Raw genomic sequence first — 14,267 nt, forward strand, 5'->3', positions numbered from 1 at the left:
TGCTTTCAGCGCCGCGGCGTCCGCTCACAGCGCCAGCGTAGGGTCGGCCAGGCCGTACTGACGGGCCAGGCGCGCGAGACCGACGGTGTCTTCCACCCCGAGCTTCACGAACATGTTGGCCTTGTGGGTGTAGATCGTCTTCGGGCTCAGGTTCAGACGCTTCGCGATCGCGTCCTGGCGCATGCCCTGGATCAGCAGCATCGCCACTTCCAGCTCGCGCCGACTCAGGCCGTCGAATGGCGACGCCTTGTCGCCCATCGTCTCCAGCGCCAGGTGCTGGGCGACATTGCCGGCCAGGTAGCGCTTGCCGCGCGAGACCTCGCGTATCGCCCGCAGCAGTTCGGCGGCGTCGCCACCCTTGCCGACGTAGCCGCAAGCCCCGGTCTCCAGCAGCCGCCGCGGCATCGGACCGTCCTCCAGCACCGACACGATGATCACCCGGGGATGGTCCATGGCGACGATCTGCTCGGTCAACCGCAGGCCGCCGACACCGGGCATGTGCAGATCGCACAGCACCACGTCGGGTTGCAGGCGGCGGATCTCCGGCAGCGCCTGTTCGCCGTTGGCGGCCTCGCCGACGACCTCGATGTCGAGTTCGGCGGACAGCAGCATGCGCAGGCCGGTCCGCACCAGCGCATGGTCATCGACGAGGAATACCCGGATTGTCATCCCTGCCCTTTGTGGCACCTGCCCCGGTTGGCGACCGAGAGGCTACGTGCAGGCTGCCGCTGTCGCAAGCCGTGACCGGGCTTCACCGCCCGGGTCGTGCGCCTTCCGTGACCTGCGGCCCATGAGCGCGGCCACGGCGCTGCGGCAAACTCCGGTGGAGACAACACACACGGACTGCGGATGCGCCTTCGCCATACTTCCATCATCGTCGCCAGCCTGGCCCTGGCCCTGTCCGCATGCGCGGGGTTGCCACGGTCGCAGCCGTCCCCGCCCACGCTGCCGGTGTCGCCGGCCGCGGGCGACTGGCGCGACGACGTCGTCGCGATCACCGCCGGTGGCGACAATGCCGGGCGCGGCGAGGCGATCGTCGCCCTGCTCGACGGCTTGCGGATCCCGTCGCGGGCGCAGGCGTTCGAGATCGACGAGCAACGCGGCCGCAACCTGCTGGCCACGGTCAGCGGCGCCGACGATGCGCCGTTGCTGTTGCTGGGCGCGCACTACGACAAGGTCGATGTCGGCGACGGTGTGACCGACAACGCGTCCGGGAGCGCGGTCGTGCTCGCGCTGGCCGAGCGTTTCCGCGAGCGCCCGCTCGCCCATCATCGCGTCGCGGTCGCGTTCTGGGACCTGGAGGAGCGCGGTCTGCTCGGCTCGCGCGCCTACATCGAACAGGACGGTGAGCGCCCCGCGCTGTACGTGAACTTCGACGTGTTCGGCTGGGGCGACACCCTGTGGATGATGGCCCCCGACCCGTCCGCGCGGATCACCACCGCCACCCGCGCCGCCGCCGACGCGGCACGACTGGCGTTCGTGCCGGGCGAGCAATACCCGCCGACCGACCACCGGGCCTTCCTCGCGGCCGAGTGGCCGGCGGTGTCCTACTCGATGGTCGGCAATGAGGAGATCGACGGCATCCTGATGATGTACCAGGGACGCAAGCCGAAGCGGACCCCGAAGGTGATGAAGGTGATCCACAGCGACGGCGACACCCTGGCCGCGCTCGATGCCAACGGGGTCGTGCGCGGCATCGACGTGGTCGAGGCGGCACTGCGGCGCTGGGACGCCGAGGCCGCGCCCGCCGCCGTCGGCGCGCACTGAGCCTCAGTCCCGAGGCGCGTCCCGCGACAGCGGCAGCGCCGCGAGCATGGCCGCGATCGCGGTCGCGACCAGCAGGACGAATCCCCAGCGGTAGGCCTGGGCACCGCAGTCCCGCGCATCGCCGCATTCCAGCAGGGCCACCACCGCGACCGCGCCGGCGGCCCCGCCCAGGCGCTGGGCGATATTGACCAGGGTGGCGGCGTCGCCGCTGCGGTCGCGCCCGGCGCCGGCATAGGCGGCCGTCATCGCCGGCATCTGCGCCAGGGCGAGGCCGGCGCCACGCAGGGTCAGCACCGCCGCCGCCGGCAGCGTCGCCCAGCTGGCCGCGACCAGGAACGGTGCCGTGCCCAGCAACAGCAGGCCGCCTCCGGCGACGCAGACCGGCCTCGCGCCGAGGCGGTCGGTCAGGGTGCCGGCCAGGGGCAGCGCGCAGGCCGAGCCCAGGCCCATCGCCAACAGCAGGGCGCCGGCCTGGACCGGTGCCAGCCCGGCCTCGCGCTGCAGATACAACGGCAGCAGCAACAGGCCGCCATACAGGCTCGCACCGGTCAACGCGACCGTGGCCAGTGCGGCGGCGAAGCGCGGACGCCGCAGCAGTCGCAGATCGATCAGCGGCGCCGATACGCGCAGACTGCGGCCGACGAACAACACGATCAGCATCGCCCCCGCGACCAGCGCGTGGCGGCTGGCGCCGTCCTCGGCCATCGCGGCGGCCCCGTACAGCAGCAGTGGCAGCCCGGCGCCGATCGCCAGCAGCGCCGGCATGTCCGGCGGCGCGCACGCCTGCGCACGTCCAGGCGGCACCCAGCGCTTCGCCGCCACCAGCGCCACGACACCGACCGGAAGGTTGAGCCAGAAGATCCAGCGCCACGACAGCTCCACCAGCCACCCTCCCAGCCACGGCCCGAACGCCGGTCCCAGCGCCACGGCGAAGCCGACGCTGCCCATCAAGCGCCCCAGTTGCCGGCGATCCGAGCGCGCCGCAAGCAGTGCCTGTCCGGCCGGCACCATCAGCCCCGCCGCCAGCCCCTGCAGGCAACGCGCGGCGATCAGTTGCGTTGGATCCGGCGCCAGCGCGCACAACATCGAGGCGGCGACGAACCCGGCCAGGCTCAGCGCCCATACCCGGCCTTCGCCCAGACGACGGATCAGCCAGCCGGTCATCGGCAACGCGACCGCCAGTGCGATCAGGTAACCGGTGGCGACCCATTGCACATCGCTCAGGCGCGCGCCCAGATCGACACGGATCGACTCCAGCGCCAGATGGGTCGCGGTCGAGTCGAGCATCGCGATGAACGCGCCCGCGCCGGTGATGACGGCGAGCGCCCACAACTCGGACGGAATTGGCGGTGGAAGGCGCGTGTTCGACACTTCGGGCGATCGCATTCAGGCAAGACCAGGCGCCCATGATACAGTCGTATCAAACGCATGTCCCGAACCAGACCCCGTCGATGCCGCCACACCAGGACCACGAACGACGCCGCGAGCAGATCCTGCGGGCGATGACCGCGGTCGCCGTGCGCGACGGCCTGCACTCGGTCTCGATGCGCACCGTGGCCGCAGCCGCCGGGGTTTCGCTGCGGCTGGTGCAGTACTACTTCGGCAGCAAGGCGGCGTTGATGCGGGCCGGGTTGGAACGGCTGGAGGCCCGCGGCATGCAGCGCTGGGCGGCGCGAACCCCGGCCGACGCCGATGGCCAGGCCCGCGACGTCCTGCTGGCCCTGTTCGCCGAGGCCCTGCCGGTCGACGACGAACGCCGCGCCTTCCACGTGCTATGGATGGCGTACGCGGTGCTGGCGATGACCGATGCCGAAATCCCCGAGCGCGCCTTCGTCGACGGCCCGGACCGTCTGCAGGCGCACATCGCCGCCACACTGGAGCATGGCGTCGCGAAGGGCCAGTTCCGCGCCGACCTGGACATCGCGCTGGAGTCCGTCGCCCTGCTCGGCCTGCTGCACGGCCTCGGCACCGCGGTCCTGGTCGGTCAGCAACGGGCCGATACCGCGATGGCGGCGGTGGCGGCGCACCTGGACCGGCTCCAGCCAGACCCGCCGTAGCGGGATCCGCGGCACAGCGCTAGCCGCGCAACGCCTCCGCCAGGTGCCGCCACAGCGCCTGCGCCACCGGTCCGTGCGGTCTGTCGCCGCGCCGGATCGCCGCGAACGTCTCCTCGCGCCCCGGCAGATGCGGGTTGCTCAGATCGATCAACGCACCGCTGCGCAGCTCGTCCTCGATCATGAAGTCGGGCAGATGGCCCCAGGCCAGGCGATGCAGGATCAGTTCCTTCTTCATCGCGTGATCCGGCACCAGACAACGCGGTGCGCCATCGACCAGAAAGTGATCCTCCGCCCTCGCCTGGCGGGCGCTGTCGCTCAGCACGCACTGGGTGAACGGCTGCAGGCGCGCCGGCGTGAGCGCGTCGCCGTCATCGAACGGCAGCAGTCCCGGCGCCGCAACCGGCAGCAGCCGTATCCGCTGCAATGCGATCTGCTCCAGCCCGCTCCTGGACGGGTCGGCGCGATGGAAGACCAGATCGGCGCTGCCGTCGTACAGGCGCTCGAACGGCCCGCTTACCGCTTCGTAATCCAGGTGCAGGCGGGTCCCCGGGCGCTCGCCAAAGAAGGCCGACAACGCCGCCAGTACCCGGGGGCGCGGACACAGGTCGCCGAGCACGATCCGCAACTGCGCCTCCTCGCCCTGGGCCAGCTGCCGCGCATAGTCGCCGAGGTTGTCGATCTCGCGCAGCGATGCCATCGCACGGGCGTTGAACATCCGCCCGGCGTCGGTCAGCGCGACCCGGTAGCCGCTGCGGTCGAACAGCGCGAGACCGGTGGCTTCTTCCAGACGTGCGACCGCGGCGAACACCGAAGGGTGGGTGCGGTGGAGCGCGGTCGCCGCCGCCTGGAAGCTGCCCAGCCGGGCGACCGCCTCGAAGCAGCGCAGCTCGTGCAGCTTGAACGGCGCCACACTGTCCTTTTTGTCTACATTCATTATCCAATCATAGTAATTTTCAGTTTCCATGCGATCGCTAGATTTGGTGTCTCTCCCACACGGACATCCGACATGGACAGCAACCGCAACGGCATCGCACTCGACAGCGCCGGCCGCGACAGCACCGCCCTCGACCGCATCGACTTCATCACCACCGGCGACGGCTACCGGATCGCCTACCGCCTCGACGGCGACGCCCGACGGCCGGTTCTGATCCTGGCCAACTCGATCGCCACCGACCACCGCATGTGGGACGGCCAGGTCGCGGCGCTGTCCGAGCACTTCCGGCTGTTGCGCTACGACATGCGCGGGCACGGCCGCTCGGATGCGCCGTCGGGCCCCTACTCGCTGGACCGGCTCGGTCTCGACGTGGTCGAGCTGATCGACGCGCTGGGCATCGACCGCGCGCACTTCTGCGGACTGTCGCTGGGCGGCTTCGTCGGCCAGTGGCTCGGGCTGCGCGCGCCGCACCGCATCGACCGGCTGATCCTGTCGAACACCGCCGCCCATCTGGGCCCGGCGCCGCAATGGGACGCGCTGATCCGCCAGGTGCTGGACCAGCGCGACATGACGGCGATGGCCGACATGTTCATCGGCAACTGGTTTCCACCGCACATGCACGACGCGCAAGCGGAGCTGGTCGAGGGCTTCCGCAAGACGATCCTGGCGACCTCGCCCGAAGGCCTGGCCGGCAGCTTCGCGGTGGTCCGCGATGCCGATCTGCGCCGCAGCAATGCGCTGATCGAAGCGCCGACGCTGGTCATCGGCGGCCACGACGACACCGTCACCCTCGCCAGCCACAGCGAGGCGATCGCGGACACCATTCCGGGCGCCAGGCTGGTCCTGATGCCCGGCGTGCACATGCTCAACGTCGAGCGGCAGGACGCCTTCGTCGACACGGTCCTGGACTTCCTCGAGGCCACCTGATCGTTCCGAGCACGCGGGCCCTCAGGGCATCAGCAGGAGGCTGCCGGTGGTGGCGCCGGCCTCCAGCTCGCGGTGGGCGCGGGCCGCCTCGGCAAGCCGATAGCGCCCGCCGATCCCGGCGACGATGCCGGCGCGGATCGCCTCGACCACCGCGCCGGCGGCGTCCGGATAGCGCACCGGGTCGGCCGAATAGGCCATCACGCTGGGCTTGGCCAACGACACCGTGCCCAGTTCCTGCACATCGACAGGCGGTACCGGCCCGGCAACCCAGCCGATGCTGGCCAGCGCACCGAACGGACGCACGCAGCGCAGCGAACGGCGCAGCATGTCGCCGCCGATGCCGTCGATCGCGAAGTCCACGCCGCGGCCATCGGTCAGTCGGGCCACTTCTCCGACCACGTCCGCATCGCGACCGATGATCACGTGGTCGGCGCCATGGATGACGGCCAGCGCCGCCTTGGCCTCGTTGCTGGCGGTGCCGATCACCGTCGCCCCGAGACGTCTGGACCAGCGCGTCAGCACCGTCCCCAGGCCGCCGGCGGCCGCATGCACCAGCACCGTCGAACCCGCCCCGACCGGATAGCCGAGCGTCAGCAGCATGTACGCGGTCATCCCGCGCAGCATCGAGGTCGCGGCGATATCGAAGCCGATATCCTCCGGCAGCCGCACCGCGCGCCAGGCCGGCAGCAGCCGGGTCGAGGCGTAGCCGCCGGGCGCCCCCGCATAGGCGACGCGGTCGCCGACCTGCAGATGCTCCACGCCCGGGCCGAGCGCCTCGACGACACCGGCCGCCTCGACGCCCGGGATCCCCGGCGCCGGCAACGGATAGAGTCCGCTGCGGTGGTAGATGTCGAGGAAGTTCACTCCGACCGCGTGCTGACGCAGACGGATTTCGCCACGCCCGGGGGGCTGCGGTTCCTGCGGCACCACCTCGAGCACTTCGGGGCCGCCGGCGCCCCGGGTCCGGATCGAAATATCCACGGCATCACCTCACATGGGAACGGGGAGCCAAGAATGGGGGGCGATCTTCCGGCAGGGAATTCCCTGAATCTCCACATCAATTGTGAAAAAATTCCCAAATGGACTGGGAGAACCTGCGTCACCTGTACGCCTTCGCCGAGCACGGCAGCCTGGCCGCCGCCGCCCGCGCGCTCGGGGTCGAGCACGCGACGGTGGCACGGCGGATCGCGGCGCTGGAGACGCAACTGCAGACCCGACTGGTCGATCGGCGTGGTCGCCGGCTGCTGTTGACCGGCGACGGCGAGCGCATCGCCGCGATCGCTCGGCGTATGCGCGACGACGCCGATGCGGTCGAGCGCGCGGCCGCCGGAGCACGCAGCGAACTGACCGGCACGGTCACGATCAGCGCGCCCCCCGCCCTCGCCGCGGCGCAGTTGATCGGGCCGTTGGTCGCCCTGCAGCAAAAGCATCGGCGACTGGAGCTGCGTCTGATAGGCGAGTCGCGCAGCGCGGCGCTGGACCGGCGCGAGGCCGACATCGCGGTCCGCCTGAGCCGGCCGCGCAGTGGCGAGTTGATCATCGTCCGGCTGGGCGCGATGCCGTTCCGGCTCTACGCGAGTCCCGGCTACCTGCGCGATCGCGACGAGCGCGACTGGAGCTTTGTCGGCTACGACGCACCGATGGCGCAATCGCCGCAGCAACGCCGGCTGCGCGCGATCGCGGCCGGACGCGCAATCGCGTTCACCGCAAGCAGCGCAGAGCTGCAACAGGCCGCGGCCCGGGCCGGTGCCGGAGTCGCGATGCTGCCGGGATTCATGGCCGACGACGATCCGGCCCTGGTCCGCGTCGACAAGGACGCGCCACCGTTCCAGCGCGAGATCTGGCTGGCCATCCACGCCGACATGAAGACCGCCGCCGGCGTCCGCGCGGTGGTCGATGCGCTGAAGGCGGCGTTCGCGACCGGGGCCGACTGAGGGTCGGAACCCCGTGCCGAACGGCGGGAAACCGCACCCGCCGCTATCGCTGTCGACGCGTCCGGGCGCGTGCCTGGACCGGCACCGACAGCTCGCCGTGCAACCACGCCAGATAGTCCTCGATCGCGGCTTCGTCGCGCTTGCAGTACGACCACTTGTGCTGCTTCCGCACACGGACGAAGCCGGCCTGCCTGAGGATGTCGAGATGACGGCTGGCGGTGGGCTGGGCGATCGCCAGCTCGTCCGCGATCAGGGTCATGCAGACGCCGAACTCGACCGGGTCCGCCGACCACTGGTGGCCGAAGTGCTTCTTCGGCGCGGCCAGCAACTGCAGGATCCGCATCCGGCCCGGATTGGCCATGGCCTTGATTTGCAGCGAGCGTTCCATGCGCCTATCGTATCGTCAATTAGCTAAATGACAATATGAGGTGCCGCCCATGCTGGAACTGCCGAACACGTCGGTGATCGACGGCAACGCGATCCGATGGGGCCGTAGCGGCGACGGCCCGCCCCTGATGGATCAGACGTTCACCGATGAGATCCAGGACCGCTACCGCCGGCTCGACTGCCCGGTCACGGTGCTGTGGGGCGAACAGGACGGCTGGCTGCCCCACCGCATGGGCGAGACCCTGGCCGGACTGATCTCCGATTCGCCCTGCATCAAGATACCCGACGCCGGGCACCTGGTGCAGGAAGACTGTCAGGAGGCGATCATGGCGGCGGTGTTGAAGCGGATCGGGGGCAATGGCTGAGAATTGCCCCTCCTGACGCGGGATTCATGGATCGAGTGACCGCTCAGGAAGCGCCTGAGCACTTGAGACTCCAAGGGCCGGGGCCGAAAGGCCAAGCGGATTCAGATCTCCTACAACCAGGCCAAACATGTGCGAAGACCGTCAGACGTGCAACCAAATCGCGTCAGCGTCACCTGGATTCGATGCTCGTTCCTCCGGACGTCTTACCAACATCATTGATCGGAATAGCGCCTCGGAGTCAAAACCTTCATCACTCGACCACCCAAAGGTTAATAACGATGGCAACGCTGCCGCCAGCATCGCCCCAGAACGGGATAATTTCGCAACCACTACCGTAGAACCCTACCTTTCTCCCCGAGGTAGAAGCCGCAAGAACGGCCGCGACCATCCTGTCGTGGCCGGGTAGATCACCTTTCAGGTGAACAATATCCGTCCTGGCACAATCGTCCGGATTGTCGGTCCCCGAAACCCAGACTGTCATGCCTCCCCCTCCGTGCATCAGGTAACGCTTGACGACCACGCCATCGTTGAGCGGTGTCAGATAGCCACTCGCACTGGAAACAGACGCAAAGGCAAGCAACGCACAAGCCAAACCCACGCCAACGACCCTCATCCGCTTACTCCCATGTTCGGACCCGCGCGCCATACAAGAACCCGCCTTGCTCCAACGGTCAGGATCTGACATCGAGCTAGGCATCCCGTATGAATTCCACTATATCTTGATTCTGCCCTAGCAAGAATGCGCGGACAACGACGTGCCCCGCTGCGACACGGCATGACAGTATCGGTGCCGGCTTTATCTGGACGTGTTCGCGCGGGTACTTGCCTCCAGCAACGATCTGGCGCGCTGTTTCAACTGGCCTCGATCCCTGAGATAGCTCGACGGCGCCCGGGTGATCGCGACGGTCGTCGCCGCCTGCATCGGAGTGAGCGCGCTCAGCGGCTTTCCGAACTCGCGCCGGGCGAAATCGTTCAGGCCCTGGCCGCGGCCGTTGTAGGACATCGTGCAGTACAGGCCGTAGATCCGCGACCTATCCAGGTGCAGCGGCAACAGCCGGCTCAACATCAGCTCGTGCAGGTGCCTCCAGCCCGACCTGTCGTCCGGACGCAGCCGATGCGCGAGCATCCGTGCGACCTGCGCCTCCGGTCCTCCGGTCTCGGCATCGATCATCCTGCGAATCAGGCCCGGTGGCGAGGCGTCCTCGGGATCCGCCGCGGCCAGCACGGCCTCGATGCGGTCAAGATGCGGAACGATCGCAACAACGTCATAGACGAGCACGGCGACCACCGGCGTGCCGACCAGAACGATGGCGATCAGGCCCAGCCTGCGTAGAAACCTTTTCATGTCCGTCTTCGAAGCCGATGCACTCGCGCCAGCGCATTCAGCCCGCAAGGCGTCGGCAGGTGGACTCGACTTCGGCTTCCTTGTACATCGACCCCACCGGTATCGAGCGCGAAGTGTTCGCGTCCAGTGCCAGGATCCGGGAGCGGTAGACGGACTTCTTGCTGACCAGCTCATCCAGGATCCGCTGTCCTTCTTCCCGGCTCAAGTCCGGATTGGACGAGGAAAGGAACCGCACCTCAAGCACTTCGGAGGTCACGATGTCTCCGTCCAGACGCCAGGTCCCGTGACTGGTATCGCGGTTCGTCATCACGACACCGGTATCGGGGATCAGGACACTGGTGTTCGTATCCGAGTAGGTATGGTCCGCGCGCTTGGTGATCCGGGTGGTCACTTCCACTTTGAATCCGGGCCCATGCATCGTCGTCGGGCCGCATTCCCAGGTCCCCAGAAGCGCCTGTTCGGTCACCTCGCCCGCCAATGCACCCGCGCAACCCAGGGCCAACCAGAACGCCAGGCCGACGCCCATCAAACGGGTACGCCTGGAGTGCGAGCCTTGTTGCATGGAACCCTCTCTTCTGTCTTCGAGTCCGGCGGATTCGATCACGCACGATGCGGATGGGCAAGCGACCGCCCGCGCGCGGACCCCGCCACGACGTGCGCTCCGAGGTCGACGGGCACGAGGTCAAGGCCATTTCCTGAGCCTGGCCGCCAGCCACGGCGCCAGCGCGGTGACCGCCAGCACGACGAGCCACAGGTTTCCACCGCTGAAGGTGTATGCGTCCAGGATCGCGTCCAGCGATTTGCCGCGCAGCAGTCCGAACGAGAACTCGAACGCCAGGGTCAGCGCCAGCCAGCCCAGGCCGATGCGCAGCAGCGTCCCATCGGCACGGGCTCCGATCCAGGGCAGTGTCAGATAGGCCACCAGCAGGATCAGGCACGAGAGCAGAAGACCACTGGCGACCAGCCCCGCCACGGGACCGAGCGCCGGCACCAGCACCGCCTCGCGCAGCCCCCCATTGGCGATCGCCAGCGCCAGGATCGCGGTCCATACGACGAACGCCCTGACCGTGCCTGCGACCGACATTGTTGCCTTCCTCCTGCTACGGACGCTTCCGTCCCTGCCAGCCTACGCTTCTCGGGGCTCGCGCGAATCAAACCCGCAGGCATCGCCCCCCAGTTGCGCAAGCACGAAGGCCACCCGTTCGCGCACCGGCACCTTGGGCAGGATGCAGATCCTGTACCCGGCTTCGACGTAGGCGGCCACGGTCGGCGCGAAGGAGCGCGCCGCCCGCTCGAAGCTTGCCTCGCGCTCACCATCGCGGACATAGATTTCCGGCCAGGGCTCGGCGACGAAGACGGTGCCGGCGTAGCGACATCGCGCTGCAGCTTCCAGGTGCTCGGACTTCGCCTCCAACCCCATCAACCGCATCCAGGCCACGCACTCGGGAACGCCGCGATCGAAGAACACCGGCGCCGGCAACGCCGCGGCGGCCCGGTGGGCCTCGATGCTCCGCAACAGCAGCGCCTCCATGAAGCCGGCCCGATCGACCCCGGGCAGGAGGCGGCCGTTGCCCGCCCGCTGCTCGCGGAGGATGGCGAGCGCGACTTCAGGGACAGTCGAATGGCCCAGCGCCGACAAGGCCGCCAGCAGGCTCGACTTGCCGGCACCGGAGGCGCCGGTGATCACATGGAAGTGTTGACTGTTCAAGGTGTACGCCTTCAGTCACGACGATCAGATACCCCATTGGACGGGCACATCCGCAGGATGGCGGATGGGTACGCCCTCCAATCGGTATCGCGAACTTCAAACTTGAATACTTGCCTGCTGTCATGCGCTGGCCAGGCACCTTGGCTGACGACAAACTCAGCTCGATCTCCAGGCCCCAGCCTCACGATATGGTCTGGCGGAATGAAGTGCTCAAGCACGAGGGCCCATGATGAGAACTCATCGGATGGCTCGCTGGCGGCGAGCAAGTCGAATGCTTCCGGAAACAGATCGTATGGAGGGCCGTCGTCGCCATAGACGTCAAAGGCGACCTTCTGTTGTGAGTTGTTGACCACCACTATCCGTGTCTTGCCATCGGCCAGCGGCGAGAGGCAGAAAGCGGAGGCCGGCGCGATCACGATCTCCAATTGTTGCACCGACTGGATATGCGTACAGGCGGAAAGCACTAACAGCGAAACCGGGAGCGCAACTCGCGCACATCGGTTTCCAGACAATCTGGCTGACATTTTGCCGCAGTCGCCAAGGGGCTTGTGCACGGTCATGTCCTTCTCGATACGGCCGCACCGGAAAGCCATGGTGACAGCGTGGCGCGGCGGAAAATCAGCAAACACCAGCCACCTGAAAGGTAGCACCTGACCCCCACTCTCTTGGCTTCCTTTTCGACTCAGTCCGAAACTTCATACCAGCTCCCCGACAAGGCACGTCCCCGACTCCAGCTCTTGCGACATTGCCCGATATCGACCCAATCCGGATTGAGCGCATAACGACGCACGGTGTGCTTCACCGGAAACCCGCCGCCCCAGAAGAAGTCGACCATGAGCCCACATGCTTCGTCATGCCGGTAGTGGACGCCGTAGGCCAGGTCGGAGTATTCGTCCGGAAGCGCGATAGGTCGCCCACCATTGGGCGCGTTGTGGCGGACCACCCAGGTGACGGCGCGGTTCCAGCGATCCGACTGGAAGCGGAATACGGCATCGCGGACCACATGTCCGCAGGAGATCGCGAACTGGAACGAGGCTACGATGAGCAGGCAGGAGACGAGATTGCCCACCGCGCGTTCGCGCCATCGGATCGCGCCCTGAATCACCAGCATGGCCAGCCATGGCAGCGCTGTCAGCGAGAACAGCATGCTCATCAGCTGCGACCAGACATTGGGTCTGGCCACGAAGGCGAGGCATGAAAGAAAGCACCCAAGCGCGAAGATCCAGACACTTGTACGAACCTTGCCCAGAACTCCCGCCGCAAGGCGAAACGACCGGTACGCCATCTGACTACCGACCTTCGACATCGTCCAGCACCACGCGATAGATCTCAAGATCATCGTCGCTGAAACAGCAGAAGACGACCTGCTCGATGTATTGCGGACGGTGCGAGGACACCGCCGCGACCGCGATCCGCGCCGCCTCCAGCTTGGGATAGCCGTAGATGCCCGTGCTGATTCCCGGGAATGCGATCGAGCGAACGCGAAGGGCTTCCGCGACCCTCAATGCGTTGACATAGCAGTCGGACAGGAGCCGGGCCTCGCCTTCTCCACCTCCGCGCCAGACCGGACCGACCGTGTGGATGATGTGCGCGGCCGCGAGGCGATAGCCTCCGGTAGCCTTGGCCTTTCCGGTCCCGCAGCCTCCCAGCAGCCTGCACTCATGCACCAGATCGGGACCCGCCGCCCGGTGAATGGCGCCGTCCACCCCGCCGCCGCCCAACAACGAACTGTTCGCCGCATTGACGATGGCATCGACGGACAGCGTGGTGATGTCGGCTTTGAGGGTTTCGAGCTGCATGGTGTTCCTTACGTGAAAGCATCGCGGTGCGCATACTGCCCGCGACAGCTTTGAAGTAGCGATGTGGGATGGCATGTCCTGTCCATGTCGTCCGGACGGCCATGCAAGCGACCATTCCGATTCAGAAGAACTCGTCCAGCATCAGATGGAACCGCAGCTTGTCCCAGTTCATCTCGGCGATGCCGTATTGCTGCAGGAATCTCGCCTGCAACAAGGGGCCGAAGTGGCCGAGACCGTTCCAGAGTATGGCGAGGTCCTGATAGCGATCGGCCACGCCAAGACGTCCGGTATCAATACAGCCGGTCACTTCGCCTTCCCGGATCAGCAGATTGTCGAGCGTGAAGTCGCCATGGGTCACGACCGGATCGGGCTCGAATGGCGGCAGGTCCAGCATCGTCTTCCAGACCTGTTCGACCGTCCAGCCTTCGCGCTCGTCGTCGAAGTCGTCGACGTCGACCCGCCCTGTGTCGATACGCTTGCGAGCCTGAATCAGTCGGTACGCGCGATCGCTGTCGAAGGGACATTCGGCCACCGGGATCGCATGCAGTCGGCGCAGGAATGCCGCGATGGCATCGACAACGGCGTCGCGGATGTCCGGACGCGCTTCCATCACCTGGATGGCCATTTTCCCCGGCACTGCCGTCATCAGGAGCCAGGCTTCGTCGGACGTACGGACGAATTGCAAGACCGCTGGCGTGGGCAGGTACCCAGCCAGCCAACGCAGCCTCGCCATCTCGTCGGTAATCTCATCGGCGACGACACCCTCGCCATGCTTCAAGAACAGGTCCGAAGCACCTGCCTCGCCATGGAGCCGATAAACGGCACCGTCGGATTCCCCAATGACGTCGCGCGCCCACCTGTAGCCCGCCAGCGCGGCGGACATGCACGCGGGTACGGGTATGGGCGCGCAAACGTCGCCCTGCTCCGTATCACTCATCATCGTTCGCCTGACTGCCGTCGCCACCCATGTCCGATTCCGTACGTCGTCCCGACTCAAGCATATCGGGCCGTCGCGTGGAATCGGAGGTGTCTGGCCGAGAGATG

19 protein-coding genes are annotated in these 14,267 nt (G+C 67.3%); 5 read left to right on the forward strand and 14 right to left on the reverse strand.

Going from position 1 to position 14,267, the window contains the following annotated elements; translation table 11 throughout:
* Positions 1-24: 24 nt before the first annotated feature.
* On the reverse strand, positions 25-669 hold the full coding sequence (locus C9I47_RS09120) for a response regulator (protein WP_111266466.1): 645 nt from the start codon (positions 667-669) through the stop codon (positions 25-27).
* Positions 670-849: 180 nt separating this feature from the next.
* Here C9I47_RS09120 and C9I47_RS09125 point away from each other — a divergent pair, with 180 nt between their 5' ends.
* A complete protein-coding gene (locus C9I47_RS09125) occupies positions 850-1,767 on the forward strand; it encodes a M28 family metallopeptidase (RefSeq protein ID WP_111266467.1) in 918 nt (305 codons plus the stop codon).
* A 3-nt stretch (positions 1,768-1,770) separates the two neighbouring features.
* Here the strand turns inward: C9I47_RS09125 and C9I47_RS09130 are convergent, their stop codons facing one another.
* Complete coding sequence (locus C9I47_RS09130; protein WP_223250072.1) at positions 1,771-3,099, reverse strand: DHA2 family efflux MFS transporter permease subunit; 1,329 nt, start codon at positions 3,097-3,099, stop codon at positions 1,771-1,773.
* Between the two features lie 119 nt (positions 3,100-3,218).
* Between C9I47_RS09130 and C9I47_RS09135 the strand changes: the two genes are divergently transcribed.
* Positions 3,219-3,824 (forward strand): TetR/AcrR family transcriptional regulator, encoded by a 606-nt coding sequence (locus C9I47_RS09135; RefSeq protein ID WP_111268055.1) that lies wholly within the window; start codon positions 3,219-3,221, stop codon positions 3,822-3,824.
* A gap of 19 nt (positions 3,825-3,843) precedes the next feature.
* Here the strand turns inward: C9I47_RS09135 and C9I47_RS09140 are convergent, their stop codons facing one another.
* Positions 3,844-4,758, reverse strand: coding sequence for a LysR family transcriptional regulator (locus C9I47_RS09140; RefSeq protein WP_223250073.1), 915 nt, complete (start codon positions 4,756-4,758; stop codon positions 3,844-3,846).
* Positions 4,759-4,830: 72 nt separating this feature from the next.
* Here C9I47_RS09140 and C9I47_RS09145 point away from each other — a divergent pair, with 72 nt between their 5' ends.
* Positions 4,831-5,685 (forward strand): alpha/beta fold hydrolase, encoded by an 855-nt coding sequence (locus C9I47_RS09145; RefSeq protein ID WP_111266469.1) that lies wholly within the window; start codon positions 4,831-4,833, stop codon positions 5,683-5,685.
* 21 nt (positions 5,686-5,706) lie between these two features.
* On the opposite strand, the gene C9I47_RS09150 is transcribed toward C9I47_RS09145, so the two are convergent.
* Positions 5,707-6,666, reverse strand: a complete 960-nt coding sequence (locus C9I47_RS09150) for a quinone oxidoreductase family protein (protein ID WP_111266470.1) — start codon at positions 6,664-6,666, stop codon at positions 5,707-5,709.
* Between the two features lie 98 nt (positions 6,667-6,764).
* Between C9I47_RS09150 and C9I47_RS09155 the strand changes: the two genes are divergently transcribed.
* The gene (locus C9I47_RS09155) at positions 6,765-7,619 is read left to right on the forward strand and encodes a LysR family transcriptional regulator (protein ID WP_111266471.1); all 855 of its coding nucleotides are present in this window, start codon (positions 6,765-6,767) and stop codon (positions 7,617-7,619) included.
* Between the two features lie 43 nt (positions 7,620-7,662).
* On the opposite strand, the gene C9I47_RS09160 is transcribed toward C9I47_RS09155, so the two are convergent.
* Positions 7,663-8,007, reverse strand: coding sequence for an ArsR/SmtB family transcription factor (locus C9I47_RS09160; protein WP_111266472.1), 345 nt, complete (start codon positions 8,005-8,007; stop codon positions 7,663-7,665).
* 49 nt (positions 8,008-8,056) lie between these two features.
* Between C9I47_RS09160 and C9I47_RS09165 the strand changes: the two genes are divergently transcribed.
* Positions 8,057-8,371, forward strand: a complete 315-nt coding sequence (locus tag C9I47_RS09165; RefSeq protein WP_111266473.1) for an alpha/beta fold hydrolase — start codon at positions 8,057-8,059, stop codon at positions 8,369-8,371.
* Positions 8,372-8,621: 250 nt separating this feature from the next.
* Here the strand turns inward: C9I47_RS09165 and C9I47_RS17555 are convergent, their stop codons facing one another.
* The 9 genes from C9I47_RS17555 to C9I47_RS09195 all read right to left on the reverse strand — a co-directional run bounded on the left by C9I47_RS17555 (position 8,622) and on the right by C9I47_RS09195 (position 14,160).
* The gene (locus tag C9I47_RS17555) at positions 8,622-8,984 is read right to left on the reverse strand and encodes a hypothetical protein (protein WP_145985468.1); all 363 of its coding nucleotides are present in this window, start codon (positions 8,982-8,984) and stop codon (positions 8,622-8,624) included.
* 183 nt (positions 8,985-9,167) lie between these two features.
* On the reverse strand, positions 9,168-9,716 hold the full coding sequence (locus tag C9I47_RS09170) for a transglycosylase domain-containing protein (RefSeq protein ID WP_190238453.1): 549 nt from the start codon (positions 9,714-9,716) through the stop codon (positions 9,168-9,170).
* A 37-nt stretch (positions 9,717-9,753) separates the two neighbouring features.
* Positions 9,754-10,320, reverse strand: a complete 567-nt coding sequence (locus C9I47_RS17700; protein WP_223250074.1) for a hypothetical protein — start codon at positions 10,318-10,320, stop codon at positions 9,754-9,756.
* A 78-nt stretch (positions 10,321-10,398) separates the two neighbouring features.
* Positions 10,399-10,800 carry a hypothetical protein gene (locus tag C9I47_RS09175; RefSeq protein WP_111266475.1) on the reverse strand — a complete coding sequence of 134 codons (402 nt, stop codon included), beginning with the start codon at positions 10,798-10,800 and terminating at the stop codon, positions 10,399-10,401.
* A gap of 42 nt (positions 10,801-10,842) precedes the next feature.
* Positions 10,843-11,403, reverse strand: a complete 561-nt coding sequence (locus C9I47_RS09180) for an AAA family ATPase (protein ID WP_223250075.1) — start codon at positions 11,401-11,403, stop codon at positions 10,843-10,845.
* Positions 11,404-11,435: 32 nt separating this feature from the next.
* A complete protein-coding gene (locus C9I47_RS17560) occupies positions 11,436-11,984 on the reverse strand; it encodes a hypothetical protein (RefSeq protein ID WP_145985469.1) in 549 nt (182 codons plus the stop codon).
* A 122-nt stretch (positions 11,985-12,106) separates the two neighbouring features.
* Positions 12,107-12,730, reverse strand: coding sequence for a hypothetical protein (locus tag C9I47_RS09185; RefSeq protein ID WP_145985470.1), 624 nt, complete (start codon positions 12,728-12,730; stop codon positions 12,107-12,109).
* Positions 12,714-13,223, reverse strand: a complete 510-nt coding sequence (locus C9I47_RS09190) for an O-acetyl-ADP-ribose deacetylase (protein ID WP_111266478.1) — start codon at positions 13,221-13,223, stop codon at positions 12,714-12,716. Before C9I47_RS09190 ends, C9I47_RS09185 begins: the two co-directional genes overlap by 17 nt.
* Positions 13,224-13,344: 121 nt before the next feature.
* Positions 13,345-14,160, reverse strand: a complete 816-nt coding sequence (locus C9I47_RS09195; RefSeq protein WP_111268057.1) for an APH(3')-I family aminoglycoside O-phosphotransferase — start codon at positions 14,158-14,160, stop codon at positions 13,345-13,347.
* Positions 14,161-14,267: the final 107 nt, after the last annotated feature.

Source organism: Marilutibacter maris (assembly GCF_003233695.1).
Lineage (GTDB): Bacteria > Pseudomonadota > Gammaproteobacteria > Xanthomonadales > Xanthomonadaceae > Marilutibacter > Marilutibacter maris.

Bases quoted from the DNA above. Each gene is read 5' to 3' on its own strand.
- C9I47_RS09190 (WP_111266478.1), bottom strand. From the start codon at position 13,223: ATGCAGCTCGAAACCCTCAAAGCCGACATCACCACGCTGTCCGTCGAT.
- C9I47_RS09120 (WP_111266466.1), bottom strand. From the start codon at position 669: ATGACAATCCGGGTATTCCTCGTCGATGACCATGCGCTGGTGCGGACC.
- C9I47_RS09165 (WP_111266473.1), top strand. From the start codon at position 8,057: ATGCTGGAACTGCCGAACACGTCGGTGATCGACGGCAACGCGATCCGA.
- C9I47_RS09155 (WP_111266471.1), top strand. From the start codon at position 6,765: ATGGACTGGGAGAACCTGCGTCACCTGTACGCCTTCGCCGAGCACGGC.
- C9I47_RS09170 (WP_190238453.1), bottom strand. From the start codon at position 9,716: ATGAAAAGGTTTCTACGCAGGCTGGGCCTGATCGCCATCGTTCTGGTC.
- C9I47_RS09145 (WP_111266469.1), top strand. From the start codon at position 4,831: ATGGACAGCAACCGCAACGGCATCGCACTCGACAGCGCCGGCCGCGAC.
- C9I47_RS17560 (WP_145985469.1), bottom strand. From the start codon at position 11,984: ATGACCGTGCACAAGCCCCTTGGCGACTGCGGCAAAATGTCAGCCAGA.
- C9I47_RS09135 (WP_111268055.1), top strand. From the start codon at position 3,219: ATGCCGCCACACCAGGACCACGAACGACGCCGCGAGCAGATCCTGCGG.
- C9I47_RS17555 (WP_145985468.1), bottom strand. From the start codon at position 8,984: ATGAGGGTCGTTGGCGTGGGTTTGGCTTGTGCGTTGCTTGCCTTTGCG.
- C9I47_RS09185 (WP_145985470.1), bottom strand. From the start codon at position 12,730: ATGTCGAAGGTCGGTAGTCAGATGGCGTACCGGTCGTTTCGCCTTGCG.
- C9I47_RS09195 (WP_111268057.1), bottom strand. From the start codon at position 14,160: ATGAGTGATACGGAGCAGGGCGACGTTTGCGCGCCCATACCCGTACCC.
- C9I47_RS09175 (WP_111266475.1), bottom strand. From the start codon at position 10,800: ATGTCGGTCGCAGGCACGGTCAGGGCGTTCGTCGTATGGACCGCGATC.
- C9I47_RS09140 (WP_223250073.1), bottom strand. From the start codon at position 4,758: ATGAATGTAGACAAAAAGGACAGTGTGGCGCCGTTCAAGCTGCACGAG.
- C9I47_RS09160 (WP_111266472.1), bottom strand. From the start codon at position 8,007: ATGGAACGCTCGCTGCAAATCAAGGCCATGGCCAATCCGGGCCGGATG.
- C9I47_RS09125 (WP_111266467.1), top strand. From the start codon at position 850: ATGCGCCTTCGCCATACTTCCATCATCGTCGCCAGCCTGGCCCTGGCC.